Source organism: Streptomyces sp. NPDC086766 (genome assembly GCF_044746005.1).
Taxonomy (GTDB): domain Bacteria; phylum Actinomycetota; class Actinomycetes; order Streptomycetales; family Streptomycetaceae; genus Streptomyces.
Window position 1 is genome coordinate 135,634 of the sequence record NZ_JBIVBI010000006.1, and the last position, 22,700, is coordinate 158,333.

The following is a 22,700-nucleotide window of genomic DNA, read 5'->3' on the forward strand; positions in this document are numbered from 1 at the left end:
CGCGCGCGGCTGAGCCCGTCGTCAGAGCCTACCGGCGCTGCCGAATCCTCAGCGAACCCATATACGGTACGGGTCACACCCCCAGCGGTCGGCTCACTCGACGCACGTGCACCGGTCGGCCCAACAGACGCATGAGGAGAGAACCCGGTGGTCAGCCAGGAACAGCGGCGGCGTCAGCTCGCCCGGGAGAAGTTCTTGCGGCAGCAGCAGCGGCGCACGGCCTCGCGGCGCAAGGCCCGCGTGCGCAACTCCGTGATCGCGTCGGTCCTCGGCGTGGTGGTGATCGGCAGTGTGGCGCTCTACACGACCGGCGTTCTCAAGAACGACGACAAGGCCAAGGCGAGTTCGGACGTCTCCCCCAGCCCCTCCGCGCCCAGCAAGGCCCCGGACCCGTGCGCGAAGCCCGCGGCCGGCGCGGTGAAGAAGCTGAGCTGGAAGAAGGAGCCGGCGATGGCGGTCGACACGTCGGCGAAGTACACGATGAAGCTCGCGACCACGTGCGGCGACATAGACGTGGCGATGAAGACGGCGGCCGCGCCGCACACGGTGAACTCGTTCGCCTTCCTCGCGGGCAAGGGCTACTTCGACCACACCAAGTGCCACCGGCTCACCACCAACGGCATCTACGTCCTGCAGTGCGGCGACCCGACGGGCTCGGGCAGCGGCGGTCCCGGGTACACGATTCCCGACGAGAACCTCAAGGACCCGAGCCTCAAGGGCAACGTCTATCCGGCGGGTACGGTGGCGATGGCGAACGCCGGGCAGAAGCACACCGGAGGGAGCCAGTTCTTCCTCGTCTACCAGGACAGTCAGCTTCCGCCCAGCTACACACCGTTCGGCACCGTTTCCGAATCGGGTATGAAGGTGCTGAAGAAGATCGCCGCCGCGGGTGAGAGCACCGGCCGGGGCGACGGGGCGCCCAACGCGACGGTCGTGGTCAACAAGGCCACGGTCGGCAAATCCTGACCGTCAACTGCGAAATTTCGGTCGCGCTGGATGCGGACAGGCCGCACGCCGGTCGCCTATGTTGGCGGTGACGAAACTGTGGACGATGCCCGGGGGAGCTTCGAGGCCCCTCGCAGGCATCATGTGGAGGAGGCGCTGTGAGCAGCGACCCGTGGGGCCGCGTCGACGAGACGGGGACCGTGTACGTGCGGACGGCCGAGGGCGAGCAGGTCGTCGGTTCCTGGCAGGCCGGCTCCCCTGAGGAGGCGCTGGCCTACTTCGAGCGCAAGTACGAGGGCCTGGTTGTCGAGATCGGCCTCCTCGAGAAGCGAGTGCAGACCACCGATCTGTCGACCAAGGACGCGCAGGTCGCCATCGACCACATCCGTGAGCAGGTCGACGCGCACCACGCGGTCGGCGACCTGGACGCGCTGCGGACCCGGCTGGACAAGCTGGTCGCGGCGGTCGAGTCGCGCCGCGAGGAGCGCAAGGCGCAGCGCGCACGGCAGACGGACGAGGCCCGGCACGCCAAGGAGGCGCTGGTCACCGAGGCGGAGGAGCTCGCGCGGTCCGACCAGTGGCGGGCCGCCGGCGAGCGGCTGCGGTCCCTGGTGGACACCTGGAAGGGGCTGCCGCGACTCGACCGCAAGTCGGACGACGAGCTGTGGCACCGCTTCTCGCACGCGCGGTCGGCGTTCTCCAAGCGGCGCAAGGCGCACTTCGCGCAGCTCGACGCGCAGCGCGAGGAGGCGCGGAAGACCAAGGAGCGGCTGGTCTCCGAGGCGGAGGCGCTGTCGGACTCGACGGACTGGGGGCCGACCGCGGCCCGCTACCGCGAGCTGATGGCGGAGTGGAAGGCGGCGGGCCGCGCCCAGCGCGAGCACGAGGACGACCTGTGGAACCGCTTCCGCGGCGCCCAGGACGTCTTCTTCGCCGCCCGCGGCTCGGTATTCGCCGAACGCGACGCCGAGCAGGCGGAGAACCTGAAGCTGAAGGAGGAGCTGGCCGAGGAGGCCGAGAAGCTCCTGCCGATCACGGATCTGAAGGCCGCCCGGGCCGCCTTCCGCACGATCAACGAGCGGTGGGAGGCCATCGGTCATGTGCCCCGGGACGCCCGTCCGCGGGTCGAGGGCCGGATGCACACGGTCGACCGGGCGCTGCAGGACGCCGAGGAGACCGAGTGGCGCCGGACCAACCCGGAGGCACGGGCGCGTGCCGAGGGGCTGACCGGCCAGCTCCAGGCCGCCGTGGACAAGCTGCGGGGCCAGATCGAGCAGGCTCGGGCCCAGGGCAACACCGCCAAGGCGGACAAGCTGGAGAAGGAACTGGAGGGCCGTCAGGCGCTCCTGGACCAGGCTCTGAAGGGCCTGCACGAGTTCGGGGGCTAGGACTCCCGTCTCGGGTCCGAGACTCCGCAGAAGGCCGCTGAGGGCTCCCGTACGGTGCGTACGGGGGCCCTCCGGCGCTTCAGGGACGTCCGCGGGCTCGCGCCCCCCGGGCGTCAGGCCCGGCTGCGGGCCGACGTCACCCGGTACACGTCGTAGACGCCCTCCACGCCGCGGACCGCCTTCAGGACGTGTCCCAGGTGCTTGGGGTCGCCCATCTCGAAGGTGAAGCGGGAGGTGGCGACGCGGTCGCGGGAGGTCTGGACGGCCGCGGACAGGATGTTGACGTGCTGGTCGGACAGCACGCGCGTGACGTCCGACAGGAGCCGGGAGCGGTCCAGTGCCTCGACCTGGATGGCGACCAGGAAGACCGAGGACTGCGTGGGCGCCCACTCGACGTCGAGGATCCGCTCCGGCTCGCGGGACAGTGACTCCACGTTGACGCAGTCGCTGCGGTGAACCGATACGCCGTTACCGCGGGTGACGAAACCGATGATCGGGTCGCCGGGGACGGGCGTGCAGCAGCGGGCCAGCTTGACCCACACGTCGTCGACGCCCTTGACGACCACGCCCGGGTCGGCGCTGGTGCGGCGCTTGCGGCCGCGCCCGCGCGACGGCGGCACGCTCTCGTCGATCTCCTCGGTGGCCGCCTCCTCGCCGCCGAGCGCCTGGACCAGCTTCTGCACGATGTTCTGGGCGGAGACATGGCCCTCGCCGATCGCCGCGTAGAGCGCGGAGATGTCGGAGTAGCGCATCTCGTGCGCGAGGGTGACCAGCGAGTCGCCGGTCAGGATGCGCTGGATCGGCAGGTTCTGCTTGCGCATCGCGCGGACGATGGCGTCCTTGCCCTGCTCGATCGCCTCGTCGCGCCGCTCCTTGGAGAACCACGCCCGGATCTTGTTGCGGGCGCGCGGCGACTTCACGAAGCCGAGCCAGTCGCGGGAGGGGCCCGCGCCGGTCGCCTTGGAGGTGAACACCTCCACGAGGTCGCCGTTGTCGAGGGTCGACTCCAGCGGGACGAGGCGGCCGTTGACCCGTGCTCCTATGGTGCGGTGGCCCACCTCGGTGTGGACCGCGTACGCGAAGTCCACCGGGGTCGCCCCGGCCGGAAGCGCTATGACGTCGCCCTTGGGCGTGAAGACGAAGACCTCGTTGCGGGAGAGGTCGAAGCGCAGCGACTCCAGGAACTCGCTGGGGTCCTCGGTCTCCTTCTGCCAGTCCAGCAGCTGCCGCAGCCACGCCATGTCGTTGATGGCGTCCTTGTCCTTGCCGGACGCCTTGGGCACGTCGGTGCGCACCTTGGAGGCGCCCGCGACGGCCTCCTGCTTGTACTTCCAGTGCGCGGCGATGCCGTACTCGGCGCGGCGGTGCATGTCGAACGTGCGGATCTGGAGCTCGACCGGCTTGCCGCTCGGCCCGATGACCGTCGTGTGCAGCGACTGGTACATGTTGAACTTGGGCATCGCGATGTAGTCCTTGAACCGCCCCGGAACCGGGTTCCAGCGGGCGTGGACCGTGCCCAGTGCCGCGTAGCAGTCGCGGACGGTGTCGACCAGGACGCGGATGCCGACCAGGTCGTAGATCTCCGCGAAGTCACGGCCGCGGACGATCATCTTCTGGTAGACGCTGTAGTAGTGCTTGGGACGTCCGGTGACGGTGGCCCGGATGCGGGCGGCGCGCAGGTCGGCCTGGACCTCGTCGATCACCTTGGCGAGGTACTCGTCGCGCTTGGGCGCCCGCTCGGCGACCAGGCGGACGATCTCGTCGTACATCTTGGGGTAGAGGATCGCGAAGGCGAGGTCCTCCAGCTCCCACTTGATGGTGTTCATGCCCAGGCGGTGGGCGAGCGGCGCGTAGATCTCCAGGGTCTCGCGCGCCTTCTTCTCCTGCTTCTCGCGCTTGAGGTAGCGCATGGTGCGCATGTTGTGCAGGCGGTCGGCGAGCTTGATGACCAGGACGCGGGGGTCCTTGGCCATGGCGACGACCATCTTGCGCACGGTCTCCGCCTGCGCGGCCTCGCCGAACTTGACCTTGTCCAGCTTGGTGACGCCGTCGACGAGCAGCGCGACGGTGTCGCCGAAGTCGCGGCGCAGCTGGTCCAGGCCGTACTCGGTGTCCTCGACGGTGTCGTGCAGCAGGCCCGCCATGAGCGTGGCCGGGTCCATGCCGAGCTCGGCGAGGATGGTGGTGACGGCGAGCGGGTGCGTGATGTACGGGTCGCCGCTCTTGCGCTTCTGGCCGCGGTGCCAGCGCTCGGCGACCTGGTAGGCGCGCTCGATCTGGCGGAGCGTGGCGGCGTCGATCTTCGGGTCGTTGCTGCGCACTATCCGCAGCAGCGGCTCCAGCACCGGGTTGTACGGGTTGGCGCGCTGGACGCCGAGACGGGCGAGGCGGGCACGGACGCGGTTGGAGGAGCCGGAGCGGGCGGGCTGGCCCGCGGAGGGCCGGACGGCCGGCGGGTTCACCGGGCGCTCGGGCGGGGCCGACTTGGGGCGCGAGGGCTCGGACGACTTGCCGACGGGCGCGGCCTGGGCGTGCTCGACCGTCCCGCGGCTGTCGTTGATCGCGTGGGGCGCGTTCGGCGCGGGCTTGGCCGCGGGCGCCGAGCCGGGCTCGGGCTTGGCGGCGGTCAGTGGCTGGGCCTCGTCTGGCAAGAGGGCTCCTCGTGCGCGGTCCGGGTCCCCCGGTCAGGCTCCGGAGACCCCATGGTAGCGATCCCGGGCTCCGGGATCGCCTCCAGCCCGGTGCGCGGGCCGGCTGCTCGGGGAAACGCCGCGGGCGACCGCGGGATTCCGCCGGAATCCGGGTCTCGGATCCGGGTCTCCCCTGTCCAAGGGTACGGGCGAGGAGGTACCGGTCGGGTGCCCTCGGCACGGGCGGGGACACGGGAACGGGCGCCCCGGGAGAAATCCCGGGGCGCCCGTCGGGTCCGTGGGCCCATGCCCTCGGACGGTGCTCGGTGCCTGCCGTCAGACGGTGATCAGCGCCTTCAGCGGAGCCCCGGCGAGCGCGGGCTCCAGCCGGGCGCGGCCGGCCAGGAAGGCGAGCTCCATCAGGACCGCCACGCCCGAGACCTCGGCGCCCGCCCTGCGGATGAGCTGGAGCGAGGCCTCGGCGGTGCCCCCGGTGGCGAGGACGTCGTCGACCACCAGAACGCGGTCGCCCCCGCGGAGGTCCTCCGCGTGCACCTCGATCTCGGCGGAGCCGTACTCCAGGTCGTACGCCTGGCGGAGGGTGGCGCCGGGGAGCTTGCCCGCCTTGCGCACGGGGATGAAGCCGAGGCCCGCGCGGACGGCGACCGGGGCGCCCAGGATGAAGCCCCGGGCCTCCAGGCCGACGACCTTCGTCGCGCCGGTGTGCACGGCGATCTCCGCCAGCGCGTCGGTGAGCGCGGTGAAGGCCGGCGGGTCCGCCAGGAGCGGGGTGATGTCCTTGAACATCACGCCCGGCTCCGGATAGTCGGCCACGTCCCGGATACGGCTGAGCAGCAGCTCCTCTATGTCGGTCATCGGCGCTTCCCGGAGGGGCGGCCACGGCCGCGGCCGCGGGAGGCGGGCTGGTCGCGCGGGCCCACCACGGCAGCGGCGGCGACGTCCTCGGAGTCGTCGCCGTACGCCCCGGCCGGTTCGGCGGCCAGGGCCTCGTCCGGCGCCGGGCTCTGCGCCCGCTTGGCGAGGACGCGCTTGCGCAGCGCCTTCATCTGCGGCTCGCGCTCCTTGAGGTCGGCGACGAGCGGCGTGGCGATGAAGATCGACGAGTACGCACCGGCCGCGAGGCCGACGAACAGCGACAGCGAGATGTCGTTGAGCATGCCGGCGCCGAGCACGCCGCCGCCGATGAAGAGCAGGCCCGCCACCGGCAGCAGCGCGACGACGGTCGTGTTGATCGACCGCATCAGGGTGCTGTTGATGGAGCGGTTGGCGATGTCGCTGTAGGTCCAGCGGGTCTGCTTGGTGATGTCCTTCGTCTGCTCCTTGAGGCTGTCGAAGACGACGACCGTGTCGTAGAGCGAGTAACCGAGGATGGTCAGCAGACCGATGACCGTGCCCGGCGTGACCTCGAAGCCGACGAGGGCGTAGATGCCGGTGGTGATGGTGATGTCGTGGACCAGGGCGACGAGCGCGGCCACGGCCATGCGCCACTCGAAGGCGATCGCGAGGTAGATCACGACCAGGACCATGAAGATCGCCAGACCCTCCCAGGCCTTGTTGGCGATCTGCTCGCCCCAGCTGGGGCCGACCAGGTCGGCGTTGATCTTCTCGGAGGGCAGGCTCAGGTCCTTGGCCAGCTCCTCCTTGATCTGGTCGGACTTGCCGGTGTCGATGCCCGCGATCTGGATGCGCAGACCGCCGTTGCCGAGCTTCTGCACCACGGCGGTGTGGCCGGAGGCGTCCTGGGCGAAGCTCTCCCCCTGAGCCACCGACGCGCTCGTCTTCGGGGTGGTGAAGACCGCTCCGCCCTGGAACTCGATGCCCATGTTCAGGCCGCGCACCGCCAGGCCGAGTACGGCCGTGATGGTGATCAGGATGGAGACGCCGTACCAGATCTTGCGGTTGCCGACGAAGTCGTAGCCGACCTCGCCACGGTGGAGTCGGGCGCCGAGGTTGCCGAGCTTCGACATCTCACGCCTCCTTCGGGTCGACAGGACGGGCGGGGCGGCGGGTGCGGCGCAGCGGGGGCTTGGCACCCAGGGCCTTCGGGTCGAGGCCGGACCACTTGTGGCCGTTCGCGTAGAACTTCCTGCGGGCGAGGATCGTCATCAGCGGCTTGGTGAAGAGGAAGACGACGACCACGTCGAGGAGGGTGGTCAGGCCGAGCGTGAACGCGAAGCCCTGGACCTTGCCGACGGTGACGATGAACAGCACCGCGGCGGCGAGGAACGACACGAAGTCGGAGACCAGGATGGTGCGCCGGGCACGCGGCCAGGCCCGCTCGACGGCGGGGCGCAGGGAGCGGCCCTCCCGGATCTCGTCCCGGATCCGCTCGAAGAAGACGATGAACGAGTCCGCCGTGATGCCGATGGCGACGATGGCGCCGCAGACGGCCGGCAGGTTGAGCGCGAAGCCGATGGTCGGGCCGAGCAGGGCCATGATCACGTAGGTGAGCATCGCGGAGACCAGCAGCGACGGAACGGCGATGACCGACAGGCCGCGGTAGAAGAGCAGCAGGTAGATGACGACCAGGGCCAGGCCGATCGCGCCCGCGATCAGGCCGGCGTGCAGCTGCTCGCCGCCGAGCGCGGCGGTCACCGTGGTGACGCTCGCCTCCTTGAAGGTGAGCGGGAGCGCACCGTAGGACAGCATGTTGGACAGGCTCTGCGCGTCCTCCTGCGTGAAGCTGCCGGAGATCTCGGCGCTTCCGCCGGTGATGGACGTCTGCACGTACGGGTGCGAGACGACCTCGTCGTCGAGGACGATCGCGAACTCGTTCTGCGGGGTCTGCTTCTGGGAGAGCTGGCCGGTGATGTCCGCGAACTTCTTGGTGCCGCTGTCGTTGAAGGTCATCTGGACCTGCCAGCCGGCGCCGCCCTGCGTGTCGAAGACCGCCTGGGCCTTCTTGACCTCGGTGCCGTCGACGGCGACCGGGCCGAGCAGGAACTTGCTCCAGGTCTTGCCGTCCTTGCCGCAGGCGAGGGTGGGCTCGCCGGGCCGGGCGCCCTTGCCGGCGTTGGCCCGCTGGTCGGGCTTGGCGCAGTCGAGGGCGGTGTACGCGGCGGCGAGCTTGCCGGTCGCGTCGCCCGCGCCGCCGCTCGGGGTGGGCGAGGCGGGGGTGGAGGGCTTCGCGGAGCCGGAGGGCTTGGCGGAGGCCGCGCCGGTCGCGGACGGGGTGGCGTCCGCCTTCAGCCCGTCGGTCACGGCGCGGCCCTGCGAGGTCGCGGACGCGGTGGGGCTGGCGGAGCCGGGGGTCGCCTTGCCCTTGGCGCCGCTCGACGCGCTCGGAGAGGGGCTGCCGCTCGGGCTGGTGCCGGGGCTCGGGGAGGCGCCGGTCGTGGAGGCCTCGCGCTGGAGGACCGGACGGAAGTAGAGCTTCGCGGTGGTGCCGACCTGGTCCCGGGCCTCCTTGGAGTTGGTGCCCCGGGGGATGTTGACGATGATGTTGCGATCGCCCTGGGTCTGGACCTCTGCCTCGGAGACACCCAGACCGTTGACACGGCGGTTCATGATGTCGACCGCGGTGGCCATGTTGGTCTTGTTGATCGCGTTCGGCTGGCCCGGCTCGTTGACCGCCTCCAGCGTGATGCTCGTACCGCCGGCCAGGTCGATGCCGAGACGCGGAGTGGTGTGCCCTGAGGCGAACATGCCTCCGGTGAGCGCCACGATGGCGATCAGGATGAGGGCCAGCGAGCGCCACGGCCTGCTCTGGGCGCCCGCGCTCCGGCCCTTCTTAGGTGCTGCCACCTTCTCGTACTCCCTCTCGGGCCGCCCCGGGCCGGGTGGGCTCGGTGGCGGCCATGACAGTGTGTCGGGATCCCGCGCGACTAGAGCACGTCCCAGGGCGCGCGGCCGGTGCCGCGCGCCCTGGGAGGTGACTACTTCGCGTCGGAGTCGCCGTCGGTCTTCTTCGGCTCTTCGTCCGCCTTCGCCTCGGCGGCCGGCTTCTCGACGGCCGGCGTCTCGGCCGCGTCCTTCTTGCCGAGGTCGAGGGGCTTGTCGTCGGAGGCGGCGGAGGCGCCGGCGGCGGGCTCGTCGGTCGCGGTGAGGGAGGAGGCGTCGTCGGGGACGAGGTCGGCGTCGGACTTCAGGTCGTGCTCGATGCCGTGGACGATGCGGTTGTACTCGTCGTCGGACAGGACGGCGCCGATCGAGTTCTTGGCGAAGAGCAGCTCCACACCCGGGCCGGCGTCGAGGAGGACCGTCTCGTCGCTGACCTCCTTGACCGTGGCGTACATGCCTCCGATGGTGCGGACGCCACTGCCGGGCTGCATCTGGTTCCGCATGTCGGCGGCCTGCTGCTGCTTCTTCTTGGCCGACCGGGTCATCAGGAACATGGCCCCGATGAGCACGATGAACGGGAGGAGGGTCACGAGACTCACGGGTCGGAACTTCCTTCACACGACCGCGATGGTGAGCGGCCTGATGGATGGGGGTGTATGTGTGCTGCCGACAACGGCGGCATCGGCGGAGTCTAAGCGAGTCCGCGTGCAAGGAACAACGCTCAGCATGGCACCTGGGTTCCTCCTCCGGCGAATGCGCTCGCCGTCACGCCCCGAAGAGGTCCTGTTGTCCGTTTCCCGCAGCCGGCGCGCCGGGCGGGGTCAGACCGAGGTGGGCCCATGCGGCGGGGGTGGCGATCCGTCCGCGCGGGGTGCGGGCGAGCAGGCCCTCCCGGACGAGGAAGGGTTCGGCGACCTCCTCCACGGTCTCACGCTCCTCCCCCACCGCGACGGCGAGCGTGGACAGGCCGACGGGCCCCCCTCCGAACAGCTTCAGCAGCGCCTGGAGGACGGCCCGGTCGAGCCGGTCGAGGCCGCGGGTGTCGACCTCGTACACCGCCAGGGCGGCCGCGGCGATCTCCCGGGTGACCAGGCCGTCGGCCTTGACCTGCGCGTAGTCGCGCACCCGGCGCAGCAGGCGGTTGGCGATACGGGGCGTGCCGCGGGAGCGGCCGGCGATCTCCGCGGCGCCGGGGGCGTCTATCTCGACCTCGAGGAGGTTCGCCGAGCGGTGGATGACGCGCTCCAGCTCGGCGGGCTCGTAGAACTCCATGTGCGCGGTGAAGCCGAAGCGGTCGCGCAGCGGGGGCGGCAGCAGGCCCGCGCGGGTGGTGGCGCCGACCAGGGTGAACGGCGGCAGCTCCAGCGGGATGGCGGTGGCGCCGGGGCCCTTGCCGACGACGACGTCGACCCGGAAGTCCTCCATCGCCATGTACAGCATCTCCTCGGCGGGCCGGGACATCCGGTGGATCTCGTCGAGGAAGAGGACCTCGCCCTCCTGGAGGGAGGACAGGATGGCGGCGAGGTCGCCGGCGTGCTGGATGGCGGGACCGCTGGTGATGCGGATGGGGGCGCCCATCTCGGCCGCGATGATCATGGAGAGGGTGGTCTTGCCGAGGCCGGGGGCGCCGGAGAGGAGCACGTGGTCGGCGGTGGCGCCGCGGGCGCGGGCGGCGCGCAGCACGAGGTCGAGCTGCTCGCGCACCTTCTCCTGGCCGATGAACTCGTCCAGGTCCTTGGGGCGCAGGGCGGCTTCGACGGCCTGGTCCTCACGGTCGGCGACGGAGCCCACCAGCCGCTCGGAGGCGGGGGTGCCGGTCGTGTCGTCCCAGTTCACTGAGATCTCCTAGCTGGGGTGGCGCAGGTGGGTCAGCGGGCGCGGTTCAGGGTCTGCAGGGCCGCCTTCAGCAGTTGGCCGACCTGGGGGGTGCCCTCGGCCGCCTCGGCCTGCGGGGCCACCGCGGCCACCGCCTCGTCGGCCTCGCGGGTCGCGTAGCCGAGGCCGATCAGGGCGGCGTGCAGCTGGTCGCGCCAGCCCTGGGTGACCGGAGCGCCGACCGCCGGGGCGCCGAGCGGCTCGCCGAGGCGGTCCTTCAGCTCCAGGAGCAGCTTCTGGGCGCCCTTCTTGCCGATGCCGGGGACGGCGGTGAGCGCCTTCTCGTCGCCGGTGGCCACCGCGCGGCGCAGCGCGTCCGGGCGGTGCACGGCGAGCATCGCCTGGGCCAGTCTCGGGCCGACGCCGCTGGCCGTCTGGAGCAGTTCGAAGACCTGGCGCTCGTCGTCGTCCGCGAAGCCGTACAGGGTCAGCGAGTCCTCCCGGACGACCAGGGAGGTGGCGAGCCTGGCCTGCTGGCCCCGGCGCAGTCCGGAGAGCGTGTCGGGCGTGCACTGGACGGCGATGCCGATCCCGCCCACCTCGACCACGGCGGAGTCCGGGGCGAGGGCGGCGACCGGGCCGCTGACGAAGGCGATCATGCCGTACGGCCTTTCGATGCGTGCAGGGCGACGGCCTGCTGCAGACGGTTCTGGGCGGGGGCCCGCCAGATGTGGCAGATGGCGAGCGCGAGGGCGTCGGCGGCGTCGGCGGGCTTCGGGGGCGCGTCGAGCCGGAGCAGCCGGGTGACCATGGCGCCGACCTGGGCCTTGTCGGCGCGGCCGCTGCCGGTGACGGCGGCCTTGACCTCGCTGGGGGTGTGCAGGGCGACGGGGATGCCGCGGCGGGCGGCGCAGAGCATGGCGACGGCGCTGGCCTGGGCGGTGCCCATCACCGTGCGGACGTTGTGCTGGCTGAACACGCGCTCCACGGCGACGAATTCGGGCCGGTGCTCGTCCAGCCACGCCTCGATGCCCTGCTCGACGGCGACGAGACGGTCGCCCAGTTCGGCGTCCGCGGGCGTGCGGACGACGCCGACGCCGAGCATCGTGAGCGGCCGTCCGGGGACCCCCTCGACGACGCCGACACCGCACCGCGTGAGTCCGGGGTCCACCCCCAGTACGCGCACGCGTCCCTCCCCTCCTCGCGACGGCGATCTTCGACTGCCGCAAGGCTAGCCGCTGCCACCGACAACGGCGGCGGGCCGGTGGGACGTGTCCCCCCGGCCCGCCGGAAACGCCGTGCCCGCGGCGGCGTTACGCCTCGACCTTCTCCATGATCTCGTCGCTGACGTCGAAGTTGGCGAAGACGTTCTGCACGTCGTCGCTGTCCTCGAGCGCGTCGATCAGCTTGAAGATCTTCTTGGCGCCCTCCTCGTCCAGCTCGACCTGCATGGTCGGGACGAAGTTGGCCTCGGCGGAGTCGTAGTCGATCCCGGACTCCTGGAGGGCGGTGCGGACGGCGACCAGGTCGGTGGCCTCGCTGAGCACCTCGAAGGACTCGCCGAGGTCGTTGACCTCCTCGGCGCCGGCGTCCAGGACGGCGCCGAGGACGTCGTCCTCGGTCAGCTCGCCCTTGGGGACGATGACGACACCCTTGCGGTTGAACAGGTACGACACCGAGCCGGGGTCGGCCATCGAGCCGCCGTTGCGGGTCATGGCGACGCGGACGTCGGAGGCGGCGCGGTTGCGGTTGTCGGTGAGGCACTCGATGAGCACCGCGACACCGTTCGGGCCGTAGCCCTCGTACATGATCGTCTCGTAGTCGGCGCCGCCGGCCTCGAGACCGCCGCCGCGCTTGATCGCGGAGTCGATGTTCTTGTTCGGGACCGACTGCTTCTTGGCCTTCTGGACGGCGTCGTAGAGCGTCGGGTTCCCCTCGAGGTCGACGCCGCCCATCCGCGCCGCGACCTCGATGTTCTTGATCAGCTTCGCGAAGAGCTTGCCGCGCTTGGCATCGATGACGGCCTTCTTGTGCTTCGTCGTGGCCCATTTAGAGTGGCCGGACATCTGCCTGTCTCCTTCGCGTAACCCATCTCTGCAACGAACGCAGAGATCCTACAAGGACTCGGGTGTCCGGTTCGCCCGCACCATGTCGACGAACAGGGCGTGCACCCGGTGGTCGCCGGTCAGTTCCGGGTGGAACGACGTGGCCAGCGCGTTGCCCTGGCGGACGGCGACGATGTGGCCGTCGTGCTCGGCGAGCACCTCGGCCCCGGCGCCGACGGACTCGACCCAGGGGGCGCGGATGAAGACGCCCTCCACAGGATCGCCCTCGACGCCGCGGACGTCGACCGCCGCCTCGAAGGACTCGTTCTGCCGTCCGAAGGCGTTGCGGCGCACGATCATGTCGATGCCGCCGATGGTCTCCTGGCCCGAGCGCGGGTCGAGGATCTTGTCGGCGAGCATGATCATGCCCGCGCAGGTGCCGTAGACGGGCATGCCGTCCCGCACGCGCGCGCGGAGGGGGTCCATCACTCCGAAGAGGACGGCCAGCTTGGAGATGGTGGTGGACTCGCCTCCGGGGAGGACGAGGGCGTCGACCTCGGCGAGTTCTTCGGGGCGCCGCACCGGCCTGGCCACGGCGTCCGCCGCGGCCAGGGCGATGAGGTGCTCCCGGACGTCGCCCTGGAGGGCCAGGACGCCGATGACAGGAGTGTTCATGAGGAAGTGACCAGGTCCTTCGCCGGGCTCGTCACCAACCGCGGTTGGCGTAGCGCTCGGTCTCGGGGAGGGTGTCGCAGTTGATGCCGACCATGGCCTCGCCGAGGTTGCGGGAGGCGTCGGCGATGATCTTCGGGTCGTCGTAGAAGGTGGTGGCCTTCACGATGGCGGCGGCGCGCTTGGCCGGGTCGCCGGACTTGAAGATGCCGGAGCCCACGAAGACGCCCTCGGCGCCGAGCTGGCGCATCAGGGCGGCGTCGGCCGGGGTGGCCACGCCACCGGCGGAGAACAGCACCACGGGGAGCTTGCCGAGCTCGGCGACCTCCTTGACCAGCTCGTACGGGGCGCGCAGCTCCTTGGCGGCGGCGAAGAGCTCGTGGTTGTCGAAGCCGCGCAGCTTGGCGATCTCGTTCTTGATCTGGCGCAGGTGGCGGACGGCCTCGACGACGTTGCCGGTGCCGGCCTCGCCCTTGGAGCGGATCATCGCGGCGCCCTCGGCGATGCGGCGCAGGGCCTCGCCGAGGTTGGTGGCGCCGCAGACGAAGGGGGTGGTGAAGGCCCACTTGTCGGAGTGGTTGACCTCGTCGGCCGGGGTGAGGACCTCGGACTCGTCGATGTAGTCGACGCCGAGGGACTGGAGCACCTGGGCCTCGACGAAGTGGCCGATGCGGGACTTGGCCATGACCGGGATCGAGACGGCGTCGATGATGCCCTCGATCATGTCCGGGTCGGACATGCGCGCCACGCCGCCGTCCTTGCGGATGTCGGCCGGGACCCGCTCCAGGGCCATGACGGCGACGGCGCCCGCGTCCTCGGCGATCTTCGCCTGCTCCGGCGTGACGACGTCCATGATCACGCCGCCCTTGAGCTGCTCGGCCATGCCGCGCTTCACGCGCGCGGTGCCGGTCTCGGGGGTCTGGGCGGAGTCGGGAATCGTGGTGGACACGGGTGACCTCACTCGGTGAAGACGGTGTTGTGCTGCACCGAGGAAACGTGAGTGGACCAGGCCACGACAAGGGCCAATGGCAACCCCGTGGATCCTTTTTCTCGTGAAACGCCCGGGCCGCCCTGGTGGACCGTGCCGCGGGCAGGCCCTACGCCGCCCGGTCCACCAGGGCGGCCGGCGGCTCGTCGTCCATTTCGAAGGCCAGGGGGAACGGCGCGTGACCGGCCAGCCGGAACCAGCGCACCTTGCGGTGCTCGCGCAGCCTGCGGGCCGCGCCGACGGCGTCGTTGTGGAAGCGGCGGGCCATCGGCACCCGGCGCACCGCCTCGGTCAGCTCGCGGGCCGCCGCCTCGCCGCCGGGTGCCGCGCGGACCGCCTCCACCTGCTGGGCCTCCGCGAAGACGGCCCGCAGTGCCTGGGTCAGTTCGCTCTCGGCGACCTCCCGCTGGTCCTCCTCCGCCTGGCGGGCGGCGTGCGCGGCCTCGTACAGCACGATGGAGGCGGCCGGGTCGAGCACGCCGGAGGTGGCCAGTTCCTGGGCCACCGACGCGCGGCGCAGCAGCTGGGCGTCGAGCGCGGCACGGGCGGCGTCGATGCGGGCGTGCAGCCGGTCCAGCCGCCCCGCCGTCCAGCTCAGGTACAGGCCGACGGCGACGAGCGCGACGAGGATCCAGATGAGGGTTGCGGTCACGGGCGGCAAGGCTACCGGGATGATCCACGGCCCTCGCCCTCGGTTCCGCTCAGTCGCGGGCCAGCCCCAGGCGCGCCCGCAGGCCCGGGGCCCGCTCGTCGGCGGCCACCGCGGCGGCTCCGGCCGTCACCGTCTCGTACACGGACAGGATGTCCGCGCCGACCGTCGACCAGTCGAAGCGGCGCACGTGGGTGCTCCCACGTTCGCGCAGCTCGCGCAGCCGGTCCGGGTCGGCCAGCAGCCGTACGGCCGCGTCGGCGAGCGCGTCCGCGTCCTCGTTGGCGAACAGCTCGCCGGCCTTGCCCTGGTCCAGGACCTGGGCGAAGGCGTCCAGGTCGGAGGCGAGGACGGGGGCGCCGGCGGACATGGCCTCGACGAGGATGATGCCGAAGCTCTCGCCGCCGGTGTTGGGAGCCACGTAGAGGTCCACGCTGCGCAGGAAGCGCGCCTTGTCCTCGTCGCTGACCATGCCGAGGAACTCCACGCGCGGGCGCAACTCGGCGGGCAGCGTCCGCACGGCCTCCTCCTCGTCCCCGCGCCCGGCGACCAGCAGCCTGGTCCGCGGGCGGGCGGCGAGGATCTTCGGCAGGGCCCGCATCAGCACCGGCAGACCCTTGCGGGGCTCGTCGATGCGGCCGATGAAGCCGATCGTGTCGCCCTGCCACTCGGCCTTCGGCTCCGCCTCGGCGAAGAAGTCGACGTCGACGCCGTTCGGGATCACCACCGCGTCGCCGCCGAGGTGCTCGACGAGGGTCCGCCGGGCGTACTCGCTCACCGCGATCCGCGCGCTGATCTTCTCCAGTGCGGCCTGCAGGATCGAGTAGGCGGCGATCATCGCCCGGGAGCGCGGGTTGGACGTGTGGAAGGTGGCGACGATCGGGCCCTGGGCCGCCCAGCAGGTCAGCAGCCCGAGGGAGGGCGAGGTCGGCTCGTGGATGTGGATGACGTCGAACGCGCCGTCGTGCAGCCAGCGGCGCACCCGGGCCGCCGACAGGAAGCCGAAGTTCAGCCGGGCCACCGAGCCGTTGTACGGCACCGGGACCGCGCGGCCGGCCGAGACGACGTACGGCGGCAGGGGCGTGTCGTCGTCGGCGGGCGCGAGGACGGACACCTGGTGCCCGAGGCCGATGAAGTACTCGGCCAGATCGCGGATGTGGAACTGGACGCCGCCCGGCACGTCCCAGGAGTAGGGGCAGACGATGCCGATCCTCACGGGGTTCCCTTCGCGGGGTTTTCAGGATCCCTCGCGGGATCGAGGTCGGCGAGCCAGAGCCGCTGCAGCATGTGCCAGTCCTCCGGGTGGTCGGCGATGCCGGTGGCGAAGGCGTCCGCCAGCGCCTGTGTCATGACGGACGTCTTCTCGGCCCGGGTGCCTGTCCCGGGCACCTCCACCGGGGGGTGCACCCGGCCCCGCATGACGGGCGAGTCGTCGTACCACAGCGTGACGGGCAGCAGCAGGGCGCCGGTCTGCTGGGCGAGCAGGGCCGGCCCCGCGGGCATCCGGGCCGTCTCGCCGAAGAACTTCACCTCGACTCCGGAGGCCGACAGGTCACGGTCGGCGACCAGGCAGACCAGGCCGCCGTCGCGCAGCCGGCGGGCCAGCGTACCGAAGGCGGAGCCGCCGTTGTGCGGGAGGACCTCCATGCCCAGGCCCTCGCGGTAGGCGACGAAGCGGTCGTACAGCGTCTCCGGCTTCAGGCGCTCGGCGACGGTCGTGAAGGGCACGCCCAGCTTGGTGGTGACCCAGGCGCCGGCCAGGTCCCAGTTGGCCAGGTGGGGCAGGGCGATGACGACGCCCCGGCGGGCGGCGAGGCCGTCGGTCAGGTGGTGCAGGTCCTCGGCGTCGAAGCCGTCCGCTATCCGCCGCGCGCTCCAGGCCGGGAGCCGGAAGGACTCCATCCAGTAGCGCAGGTACGAGCGCATGCCCGCGCGGGACAGCTCGGCCAGGCGCTCGGGGGACGCGTCGGGCACCACGCGCGCGTAGTTGCCCTCCAGCCGCCGTACGCCCTTGCCGCGCTGCTTCCAGGCGAGGTCGGCGATGCCGCGGCCGAGCCGCACGGCGACCGGCTCGGGCAGCGTCTTCACGGTGCTCCAGCCGAGGCCGTACAGGGTGTCGGTCAGCCGCTCACGTGCGCTCACTTCGCCGCCTCGCTGCCCCGGGAGGCGTTCTCCGGCCGTTCCGGGGCCGTCTCGCCGCCCTGGGAGGCGTTCTGCGGTCGGTCCTTGGCCGCATCACTCCCCCGCGAGGCGTTCCCCGGCTCGTCCAGGGCCGACTCGCCCGCACCTGCCTCGGCCTCCGCCTCCGCGGACTCCCGGCGGACGGTGACGACGCGCTGGATCAGCGTGACCAGGCTGCCCACGGCGACGATCCACAGGGCGATCGGCAGCAGGTACTGGATACCGGGCACCCCGAACTTGTGCAGGCCCGCGAACCCGGCCGCGACCAGCGAGATCACCAGCCGCTCGGCGCGCTCGACCAGCCCGTTGACCGCGACCGGCAGGCCGATCGACTCGCCGCGGGCCTTGGTGTACGACACCACCTGGCCGCTGGCCAGGCAGAAGATCGAGACGGCGCACAGGACGTTGTCGGCCCCGTTGCCCGCGTACCACAGGGCGAAGCCGCCGAAGACGGCGCCGTCGGCGACCCGGTCGAGGGTGGAGTCGAGGAAGGCGCCCCAGCGGCTGGAGCGGCCGAGCTGGCGGGCCATGTTGCCGTCGACGAGGTCGGAGAACACGAACAGCGTGATCACGACCGTGCCCCAGAAGAACTCGCCCCGGGGGTAGAAGACCAGCGCGCCCACGACCACACCGGCCGTGCCGATGAGCGTGACCGTGTCGGGGCTCACGCCCCGGCGGATGAGAAACGCGGCGAACGGTGTGAGGACACGCGTGAAGAAAGCACGCGCGTACTTGTTCAGCATGGCCTGCCCAAGGGTCGGGTCGCCGGGCGCCCCTGCTGGCCACCGGCTGGCCCATCGTAGCCACGCGCGCGCGTACGCGACCGCCTGGCACCCGGCCCCCCGCCGGCGGACCCGGCACAAGACGCGGGAGCGCGGTGTACGGCGGGATCGGGTCGCTCGTATGGACGCAGCGTGACGGGAGTGGAAAGCTCGAAGGACCGCGGGCGTCGCCGGAGCCGCCAGAGCACGCGGTCCGCGTGTCCGCGCCCACAGTGACCTCACCGTGCACGGGAGGCAGGATCATGGGCGACAAGGCGCATACACACCCCGGAGCCGCCGGCAGGGCAGTGGCGGCCGACCACCCCGCGTCCGTACGGAATGTGGTGCTGGTCGGCCACTCCGGTTCGGGCAAGACGACTCTGGTGGAGGCTCTCGCGCTCACCGCGGGAGCCGTCAACCGGGCGGGCCGCGTGGAGGACGGCGGCACCGTCTCCGACCACGACGACATCGAGCACCGGCAGCAGCGCTCCGTGCAGCTGTCCCTGGTGCCCGTCGAATGGGACGGCATCAAGATCAACCTTCTGGACACCCCCGGCTACGCCGATTTCGTCGGGGAGCTCAGGGCCGGTCTGCGGGCGGCGGACGCGGCCCTCTTCGTCGTCTCGGCCTCGGACGGCGTGGACGGTTCCACGCGCATGGTGTGGGAGGAGTGCGCGGCCGTCGGCATGCCCCGGGCCATCGTCGTCACGCACCTGGAGGCCGCCCGCGCGGACTTCGAGGAGATGACGCGGGTGTGCGCCGAGGCGTTCGGCGCGGACGACCCCGACGCCGTACTGCCGCTCTACCTGCCGCTGCGCGGCCCGCAGGGGCCGGACGGGCACGCTCCGGTGACCGGCCTGACCGGGCTGCTGTCGCAGAAGCTGTACGACTACTCCACCGGGGAGCGCAAGGAGTCCGAGCCCGGCGAGGACGAACTGCCGCGGATCGAGGAGGCCCGCAACCGCCTCATCGAGGGCATCATCGCCGAGAGCGAGGACGAGACGCTCATGGACCGCTACCTCGGCGGTGAGCGCATCGACGTCAAGACGCTGATCCAGGACCTGGAGCGGGCCGTCGCCCGCGGGGCCTTCTTCCCCGTCCTGGCCGCCGCCCCGGCGGCCGAGGGCGCCCGGCAGGGTCTCGGCACCGTCGAGCTGCTGGAACTGGTCACCGGCGGCTTCCCGACCCCGCTGGAGCGCGAGGCCCCCCGGGTCACCACCGTGGACGGCGCGCCGCGCGAGCTGAAGCCGAGCGATCCGGACGGCCCGCTGGTCGCGGAGGTGGTGAAGACCGCGTCCGACCCCTACGTCGGCCGCGTCTCGCTGGTGCGGGTCTTCTCCGGCAGGCTGCGCCCCGACGAGACGGTGCACGTCTCCGGGCACGGGCTGGCCGACCGCGGGCACGAGGACCACGACGTCGACGAGCGCGTCGGGGCCCTGTCCACCCCCTTCGGCAAGCAGCAGCGCCCGGTGACGCACGCCGTCGCGGGCGATCTCGTGTGCGTGGCGAAGCTGAACCGCGCCGAGACCGGGGACACCCTCTCCGCCAAGGACGATCCGCTGCTCATGGAGCCGTGGGAGATGCCCGACCCGCTGCTGCCGCTCGCCATCCAGGCGCACAGCAAGGCGGACGAGGACAAGCTGTCCCAGGGGCTGTCCCGGCTGGCCGCCGAGGACCCGACGATGCGTCTCGAGCAGAACCAGGACACCCACCAGGTGGTGCTGTGGTGCCTGGGCGAGGCGCACGCGGACGTCGCCCTGGAGCGGCTGCGCAGCCGGTACGGCGTCCAGGTGGACGTGGTCCCGCACCGGGTGTCCCTGCGGGAGACGTTCGCCGGGAGGTCGGCGGGGCGCGGGCGGCACGTCAAGCAGTCCGGCGGGCACGGGCAGTACGCCATCTGCGAGATCGAGGTGGAACCGCTGCCCGGCGGCTCGGGCATCGAGTTCGTCGACAAGGTCGTCGGCGGGGCCGTGCCGCGGCAGTTCATCCCGTCGGTGGAGAAGGGCGTACGGGCCCAGGCCGCCAAGGGCGTCGCCGCCGGTCATCCGCTGATCGACGTGCGGGTCACGCTGCTCGACGGCAAGGCGCACTCGGTGGACTCCTCCGACGCCGCGTTCCAGACGGCGGGCGCGCTCGCGCTGCGGGAGGCCGCGGCCGACGCGAAGATCCACCTGCTGGAGCCGGTCGCCGAGGTGAGCGTGCTCGTCGGCGACGACTACGTGGGCGCCGTGATGAGCGATCTGTCCGGGCGGCGCGGCCGGGTGCTGGGCACCGAGCAGACGGCGGGCGGCCGCACCCTGGTGCGCGCCGAGGTGCCCGAGATCGAGATCGGCCGGTACGCGGTCGACCTGCGGTCCCTGTCGCACGGCACGGCCCGGTTCGACCGCCGGTACGTACGGCACGAGCCGATGCCGCCGCAGGTCGCCGAGCGGCTTCGGCAACAGGAGCGGGAGGCGTCCTAGCCGGGTCCGTCCCGGCCGGGTCCGTCCCGGCGGGGTCCGGGAAGCCGCGCGGGCGCGCGCCGGACGTCGGGCGCCGTACGCCTGCCGGCCGGGTACGCCCGCGCGTGGTGCCCGCCGGCGGGGTCCGGCGAACGCTCGCGTGATGCCTCCCGCCAGAGGCCTGGCGAACGGGCGTGCGGAGCTTGGGAGTCGGGGGCACCGAACCGGCGCGCGGGACATGCGAGTCGAGTACGCCGAAACCGGCGCGCGGGAGTCGCGGGTGGGGTCCGCCGAACCGGCGTTCTGGAATCGCGAGCCGGGTACGCCGAGCCGGCGCGCGGGACTTGCGGGTCGGGTCCGATGAACCGGCGTGCGGGGCTGGTGAGTCGGCACGCCCGGCGCACAACCGGGGTGCCACGGAAGGCTTCCCGCCGAGCGGGCGGGCGGCTTCGGCCGTCCGCCCCCGTGCGCCCGTGCCTGCGGATACGCTGATGACTTGATCAACAGGTGTGCGCGGCGGGGAAGTCGGGAAGGCCGCAGGTGCAGAGGCGGCAGCGAGGGGGGCGGCAGTGACGGACGCATTCGATTTCAGTCCCGGGGCCCAGGTGCCCCTGTCGGGCTCGGCGGGGCAGACGGCGGCGACCAACGCGCTGGCCTCGGCGGCCTACCGGGACGACGAGGTGGCCAAGATCCTCGAGGCCGACAACGAGTGGCACAAGTCGACGGTCAAACCGCCCCGCCCCTGGGCGAGGATCTTCCGGCCCAAGCTCGGTGAGGCCTTCTCCCGCGCCGTCATCGACCGCACGCTGGGTGCCGGACGGGCGCCGCTCATCCAGTCCTTCGGCGTGGAGCCGCAGGTCGTCGTGGAGCACTGCCTGGCGGCGCACCGCATCCGCCGGGAGCGCGACAACTGGCTGACCGCGGTGACGGTGCTCTGCGGGGTGCTCTTCCTGCCGGGCTTCCTCGTGTGGCTGCTGGTCTTCATGCTCCGCACCACCGTCAGCCGGCGCGAGGACAAACGCTCCGGGGCCCTCGGCACGACGCTGCTGGTCGCCATGGGCGCGCTGGCCGTCCTCTTCCTGGTCAAGATGCCCTTCACCGGGTTCTGGGCCTGGTACGCCCGCGCGACGGTCGTCCTTCCGGTCGTCGGCTGGTTCTGGGCCAAGCGGATCTGCGAGCGTTCGGCGCTTGACCTGCGGGAGCGCTGGGAGAGCCTGCTGTCCGGCGGCGGTCCGGGCGCCAAGATCCCCGAGGCGGTGCCGGGCAATCCGGGCGACGCGGCCGAGCAGGTGCGCAAGGAGCTCGCGCGGCTCAGCGCCGAGCAGCGGTCCAACTCGGTCTTCTACGCCGGCCCCAAGGGCATACTCGGCATGGGCACGCGCTGGGGCAGCTGGCAGCTGGCCGAGGACCTGGTCTCCGCCGAACCCGGCAAGGACTTCCACCCGTTCCGCAGCTGGGACGTCATCACCGCGATCCAGGGCGGGCTGGGGATGCTGGAGCGCACCCCCATCAACACCGGCGGCTTCCCCAAGCCGTCGATCACGCACTGGATCGTCACGCCCATCGGAGAGAACGCCAAGGAGGTGTCCCGGCCGAGCGGCACGGACGTGGACGCGTACACGATCAAGACGCACGCCATACAGGAGATCTGCAACAAGCAGCAGTTCGGCGGCGGCGACCGGCACTACCTCGGTGTCCAGTGGACGCTCTGGGACGGCCATCTGGTGATCACCATGCTGATCACGGTGACGGTGCTGCACGACACCCTGCGCATCGAGGTCACCGGCCACGCCCTCGGGCCGGTCCATCCGCTGTTCAACGGCAAGCCCGCGGCGAAGGAGAAGGAGGTGCAGAAGGCGCTCCGGTTCTGGGAGACCCGGAAGGTCAAGATGCCCCTGGTCGACGCCGACGAGGTGGTACGGCTCGCCGCGCGCGCCCCGCTGACCTCGTATCCGCCGCTGCTGAACTGGCTCGGCGGGAGCCTGACCCTGCCGGAGCCGTTCGGTCTGCGGCACGCCTGGGCGGACCAGCCTTGGCGGCACCGCTTCATGGCCGACGACGCGCTGCGCGCCGCGACCCCCGTCCTCCGGGTGGTGCACGCGGCGGCCTTGAAGACCCTGCGCGAGAACGGCGTGGACGTGGAGAAGTTCGGCTCGCGGTCGGCGGTGCTCAGCGGGGCGGTGCAGGAAGTGGCGCCGAAGAAGGCCGACCTCTACGACGCGTGAGCCTCCGGCGGCCCGGAGGGCGTCGGACCGGGCATCCTCCGAAGCGGGGGGTCCGGGGGGGGGGGGGGGAGCCTCGGCGGCCGCGGCCGCGGCAGCCACGGGCGCTGCAGAGAGGCCCCGGGCCGCGGCGATGAGGGGGGCGGCGGGCGCCGGAGCAGG

At 71.9% G+C, this 22,700-nt stretch carries 19 protein-coding genes; 4 read left to right on the forward strand and 15 right to left on the reverse strand.

Annotation, left to right across the window (positions count from 1 at the left end; translation table 11 throughout):
- Positions 1-147: 147 nt before the first annotated feature.
- A complete protein-coding gene (locus tag ACIPM1_RS13570; RefSeq protein WP_402433260.1) occupies positions 148-966 on the forward strand; it encodes a peptidylprolyl isomerase in 819 nt (272 codons plus the stop codon).
- Between the two features lie 137 nt (positions 967-1,103).
- A complete protein-coding gene (locus ACIPM1_RS13575) occupies positions 1,104-2,333 on the forward strand; it encodes a DUF349 domain-containing protein (RefSeq protein ID WP_402433263.1) in 1,230 nt (409 codons plus the stop codon).
- A 113-nt stretch (positions 2,334-2,446) separates the two neighbouring features.
- Here the strand turns inward: ACIPM1_RS13575 and ACIPM1_RS13580 are convergent, their stop codons facing one another.
- The 15 genes from ACIPM1_RS13580 to pgsA form a co-directional block, all read right to left on the reverse strand.
- Positions 2,447-4,984, reverse strand: a complete 2,538-nt coding sequence (locus tag ACIPM1_RS13580) for a RelA/SpoT family protein (protein WP_402433266.1) — start codon at positions 4,982-4,984, stop codon at positions 2,447-2,449.
- A gap of 315 nt (positions 4,985-5,299) precedes the next feature.
- A complete protein-coding gene (locus ACIPM1_RS13585) occupies positions 5,300-5,839 on the reverse strand; it encodes an adenine phosphoribosyltransferase (RefSeq protein ID WP_402433269.1) in 540 nt (179 codons plus the stop codon).
- The gene (gene secF, locus ACIPM1_RS13590; protein ID WP_402433272.1) at positions 5,836-6,951 is read right to left on the reverse strand and encodes a protein translocase subunit SecF; all 1,116 of its coding nucleotides are present in this window, start codon (positions 6,949-6,951) and stop codon (positions 5,836-5,838) included. The genes ACIPM1_RS13585 and secF overlap by 4 nt, the downstream gene beginning before the upstream one ends.
- A gap of 1 nt (position 6,952) precedes the next feature.
- Positions 6,953-8,728 (reverse strand): protein translocase subunit SecD, encoded by a 1,776-nt coding sequence (gene secD, locus ACIPM1_RS13595; RefSeq protein ID WP_402433275.1) that lies wholly within the window; start codon positions 8,726-8,728, stop codon positions 6,953-6,955.
- Between the two features lie 131 nt (positions 8,729-8,859).
- On the reverse strand, positions 8,860-9,363 hold the full coding sequence (gene yajC / locus ACIPM1_RS13600) for a preprotein translocase subunit YajC (RefSeq protein WP_402433279.1): 504 nt from the start codon (positions 9,361-9,363) through the stop codon (positions 8,860-8,862).
- Positions 9,364-9,529: 166 nt separating this feature from the next.
- Positions 9,530-10,600, reverse strand: a complete 1,071-nt coding sequence (ruvB, locus tag ACIPM1_RS13605; RefSeq protein WP_402433282.1) for a Holliday junction branch migration DNA helicase RuvB — start codon at positions 10,598-10,600, stop codon at positions 9,530-9,532.
- A 32-nt stretch (positions 10,601-10,632) separates the two neighbouring features.
- Positions 10,633-11,238 (reverse strand): Holliday junction branch migration protein RuvA, encoded by a 606-nt coding sequence (gene ruvA, locus ACIPM1_RS13610; protein WP_402433286.1) that lies wholly within the window; start codon positions 11,236-11,238, stop codon positions 10,633-10,635.
- On the reverse strand, positions 11,235-11,765 hold the full coding sequence (gene ruvC, locus ACIPM1_RS13615) for a crossover junction endodeoxyribonuclease RuvC (protein WP_356185286.1): 531 nt from the start codon (positions 11,763-11,765) through the stop codon (positions 11,235-11,237). Before ruvC ends, ruvA begins: the two co-directional genes overlap by 4 nt.
- A 127-nt stretch (positions 11,766-11,892) precedes the next feature.
- Complete coding sequence (locus tag ACIPM1_RS13620; RefSeq protein ID WP_356185289.1) at positions 11,893-12,645, reverse strand: YebC/PmpR family DNA-binding transcriptional regulator; 753 nt, start codon at positions 12,643-12,645, stop codon at positions 11,893-11,895.
- Positions 12,646-12,693: 48 nt separating this feature from the next.
- Positions 12,694-13,299 carry a pyridoxal 5'-phosphate synthase glutaminase subunit PdxT gene (pdxT, locus tag ACIPM1_RS13625; RefSeq protein ID WP_356185292.1) on the reverse strand — a complete coding sequence of 202 codons (606 nt, stop codon included), beginning with the start codon at positions 13,297-13,299 and terminating at the stop codon, positions 12,694-12,696.
- Between the two features lie 31 nt (positions 13,300-13,330).
- A complete protein-coding gene (gene pdxS, locus ACIPM1_RS13630; protein WP_356185294.1) occupies positions 13,331-14,245 on the reverse strand; it encodes a pyridoxal 5'-phosphate synthase lyase subunit PdxS in 915 nt (304 codons plus the stop codon).
- 148 nt (positions 14,246-14,393) lie between these two features.
- Positions 14,394-14,936 carry a hypothetical protein gene (locus ACIPM1_RS13635; protein WP_356185297.1) on the reverse strand — a complete coding sequence of 181 codons (543 nt, stop codon included), beginning with the start codon at positions 14,934-14,936 and terminating at the stop codon, positions 14,394-14,396.
- A gap of 49 nt (positions 14,937-14,985) precedes the next feature.
- Positions 14,986-16,149: a glycosyltransferase family 4 protein gene (locus ACIPM1_RS13640; RefSeq protein WP_356185300.1), complete on the reverse strand. Its 1,164-nt coding sequence runs from the start codon at positions 16,147-16,149 to the stop codon at positions 14,986-14,988.
- A complete protein-coding gene (locus ACIPM1_RS13645) occupies positions 16,146-17,075 on the reverse strand; it encodes a phosphatidylinositol mannoside acyltransferase (RefSeq protein WP_402433292.1) in 930 nt (309 codons plus the stop codon). The genes ACIPM1_RS13640 and ACIPM1_RS13645 overlap by 4 nt, the downstream gene beginning before the upstream one ends.
- On the reverse strand, positions 17,072-17,857 hold the full coding sequence (pgsA, locus tag ACIPM1_RS13650) for a phosphatidylinositol phosphate synthase (protein WP_402433295.1): 786 nt from the start codon (positions 17,855-17,857) through the stop codon (positions 17,072-17,074). Before pgsA ends, ACIPM1_RS13645 begins: the two co-directional genes overlap by 4 nt.
- A gap of 281 nt (positions 17,858-18,138) precedes the next feature.
- Here pgsA and ACIPM1_RS13655 point away from each other — a divergent pair, with 281 nt between their 5' ends.
- Positions 18,139-20,337 carry an elongation factor G-like protein EF-G2 gene (locus ACIPM1_RS13655; RefSeq protein WP_402433298.1) on the forward strand — a complete coding sequence of 733 codons (2,199 nt, stop codon included), beginning with the start codon at positions 18,139-18,141 and terminating at the stop codon, positions 20,335-20,337.
- A 548-nt stretch (positions 20,338-20,885) separates the two neighbouring features.
- A complete protein-coding gene (locus tag ACIPM1_RS13660) occupies positions 20,886-22,541 on the forward strand; it encodes a hypothetical protein (protein WP_402433301.1) in 1,656 nt (551 codons plus the stop codon).
- Positions 22,542-22,700: the final 159 nt, after the last annotated feature.

What these genes read in the sequence shown, in the direction of transcription:
- ACIPM1_RS13585 (WP_402433269.1), bottom strand. Translation starts at nt 5,839, where the DNA reads ATGACCGACATAGAGGAGCTGCTGCTCAGCCGTATCCGGGACGTGGCC.
- secF (WP_402433272.1), bottom strand. Translation starts at nt 6,951, where the DNA reads ATGTCGAAGCTCGGCAACCTCGGCGCCCGACTCCACCGTGGCGAGGTC.
- ruvA (WP_402433286.1), bottom strand. Translation starts at nt 11,238, where the DNA reads ATGATCGCCTTCGTCAGCGGCCCGGTCGCCGCCCTCGCCCCGGACTCC.
- ACIPM1_RS13620 (WP_356185289.1), bottom strand. Translation starts at nt 12,645, where the DNA reads ATGTCCGGCCACTCTAAATGGGCCACGACGAAGCACAAGAAGGCCGTC.
- pdxT (WP_356185292.1), bottom strand. Translation starts at nt 13,299, where the DNA reads ATGAACACTCCTGTCATCGGCGTCCTGGCCCTCCAGGGCGACGTCCGG.
- pgsA (WP_402433295.1), bottom strand. Translation starts at nt 17,857, where the DNA reads ATGCTGAACAAGTACGCGCGTGCTTTCTTCACGCGTGTCCTCACACCG.
- ACIPM1_RS13655 (WP_402433298.1), top strand. Translation starts at nt 18,139, where the DNA reads ATGGGCGACAAGGCGCATACACACCCCGGAGCCGCCGGCAGGGCAGTG.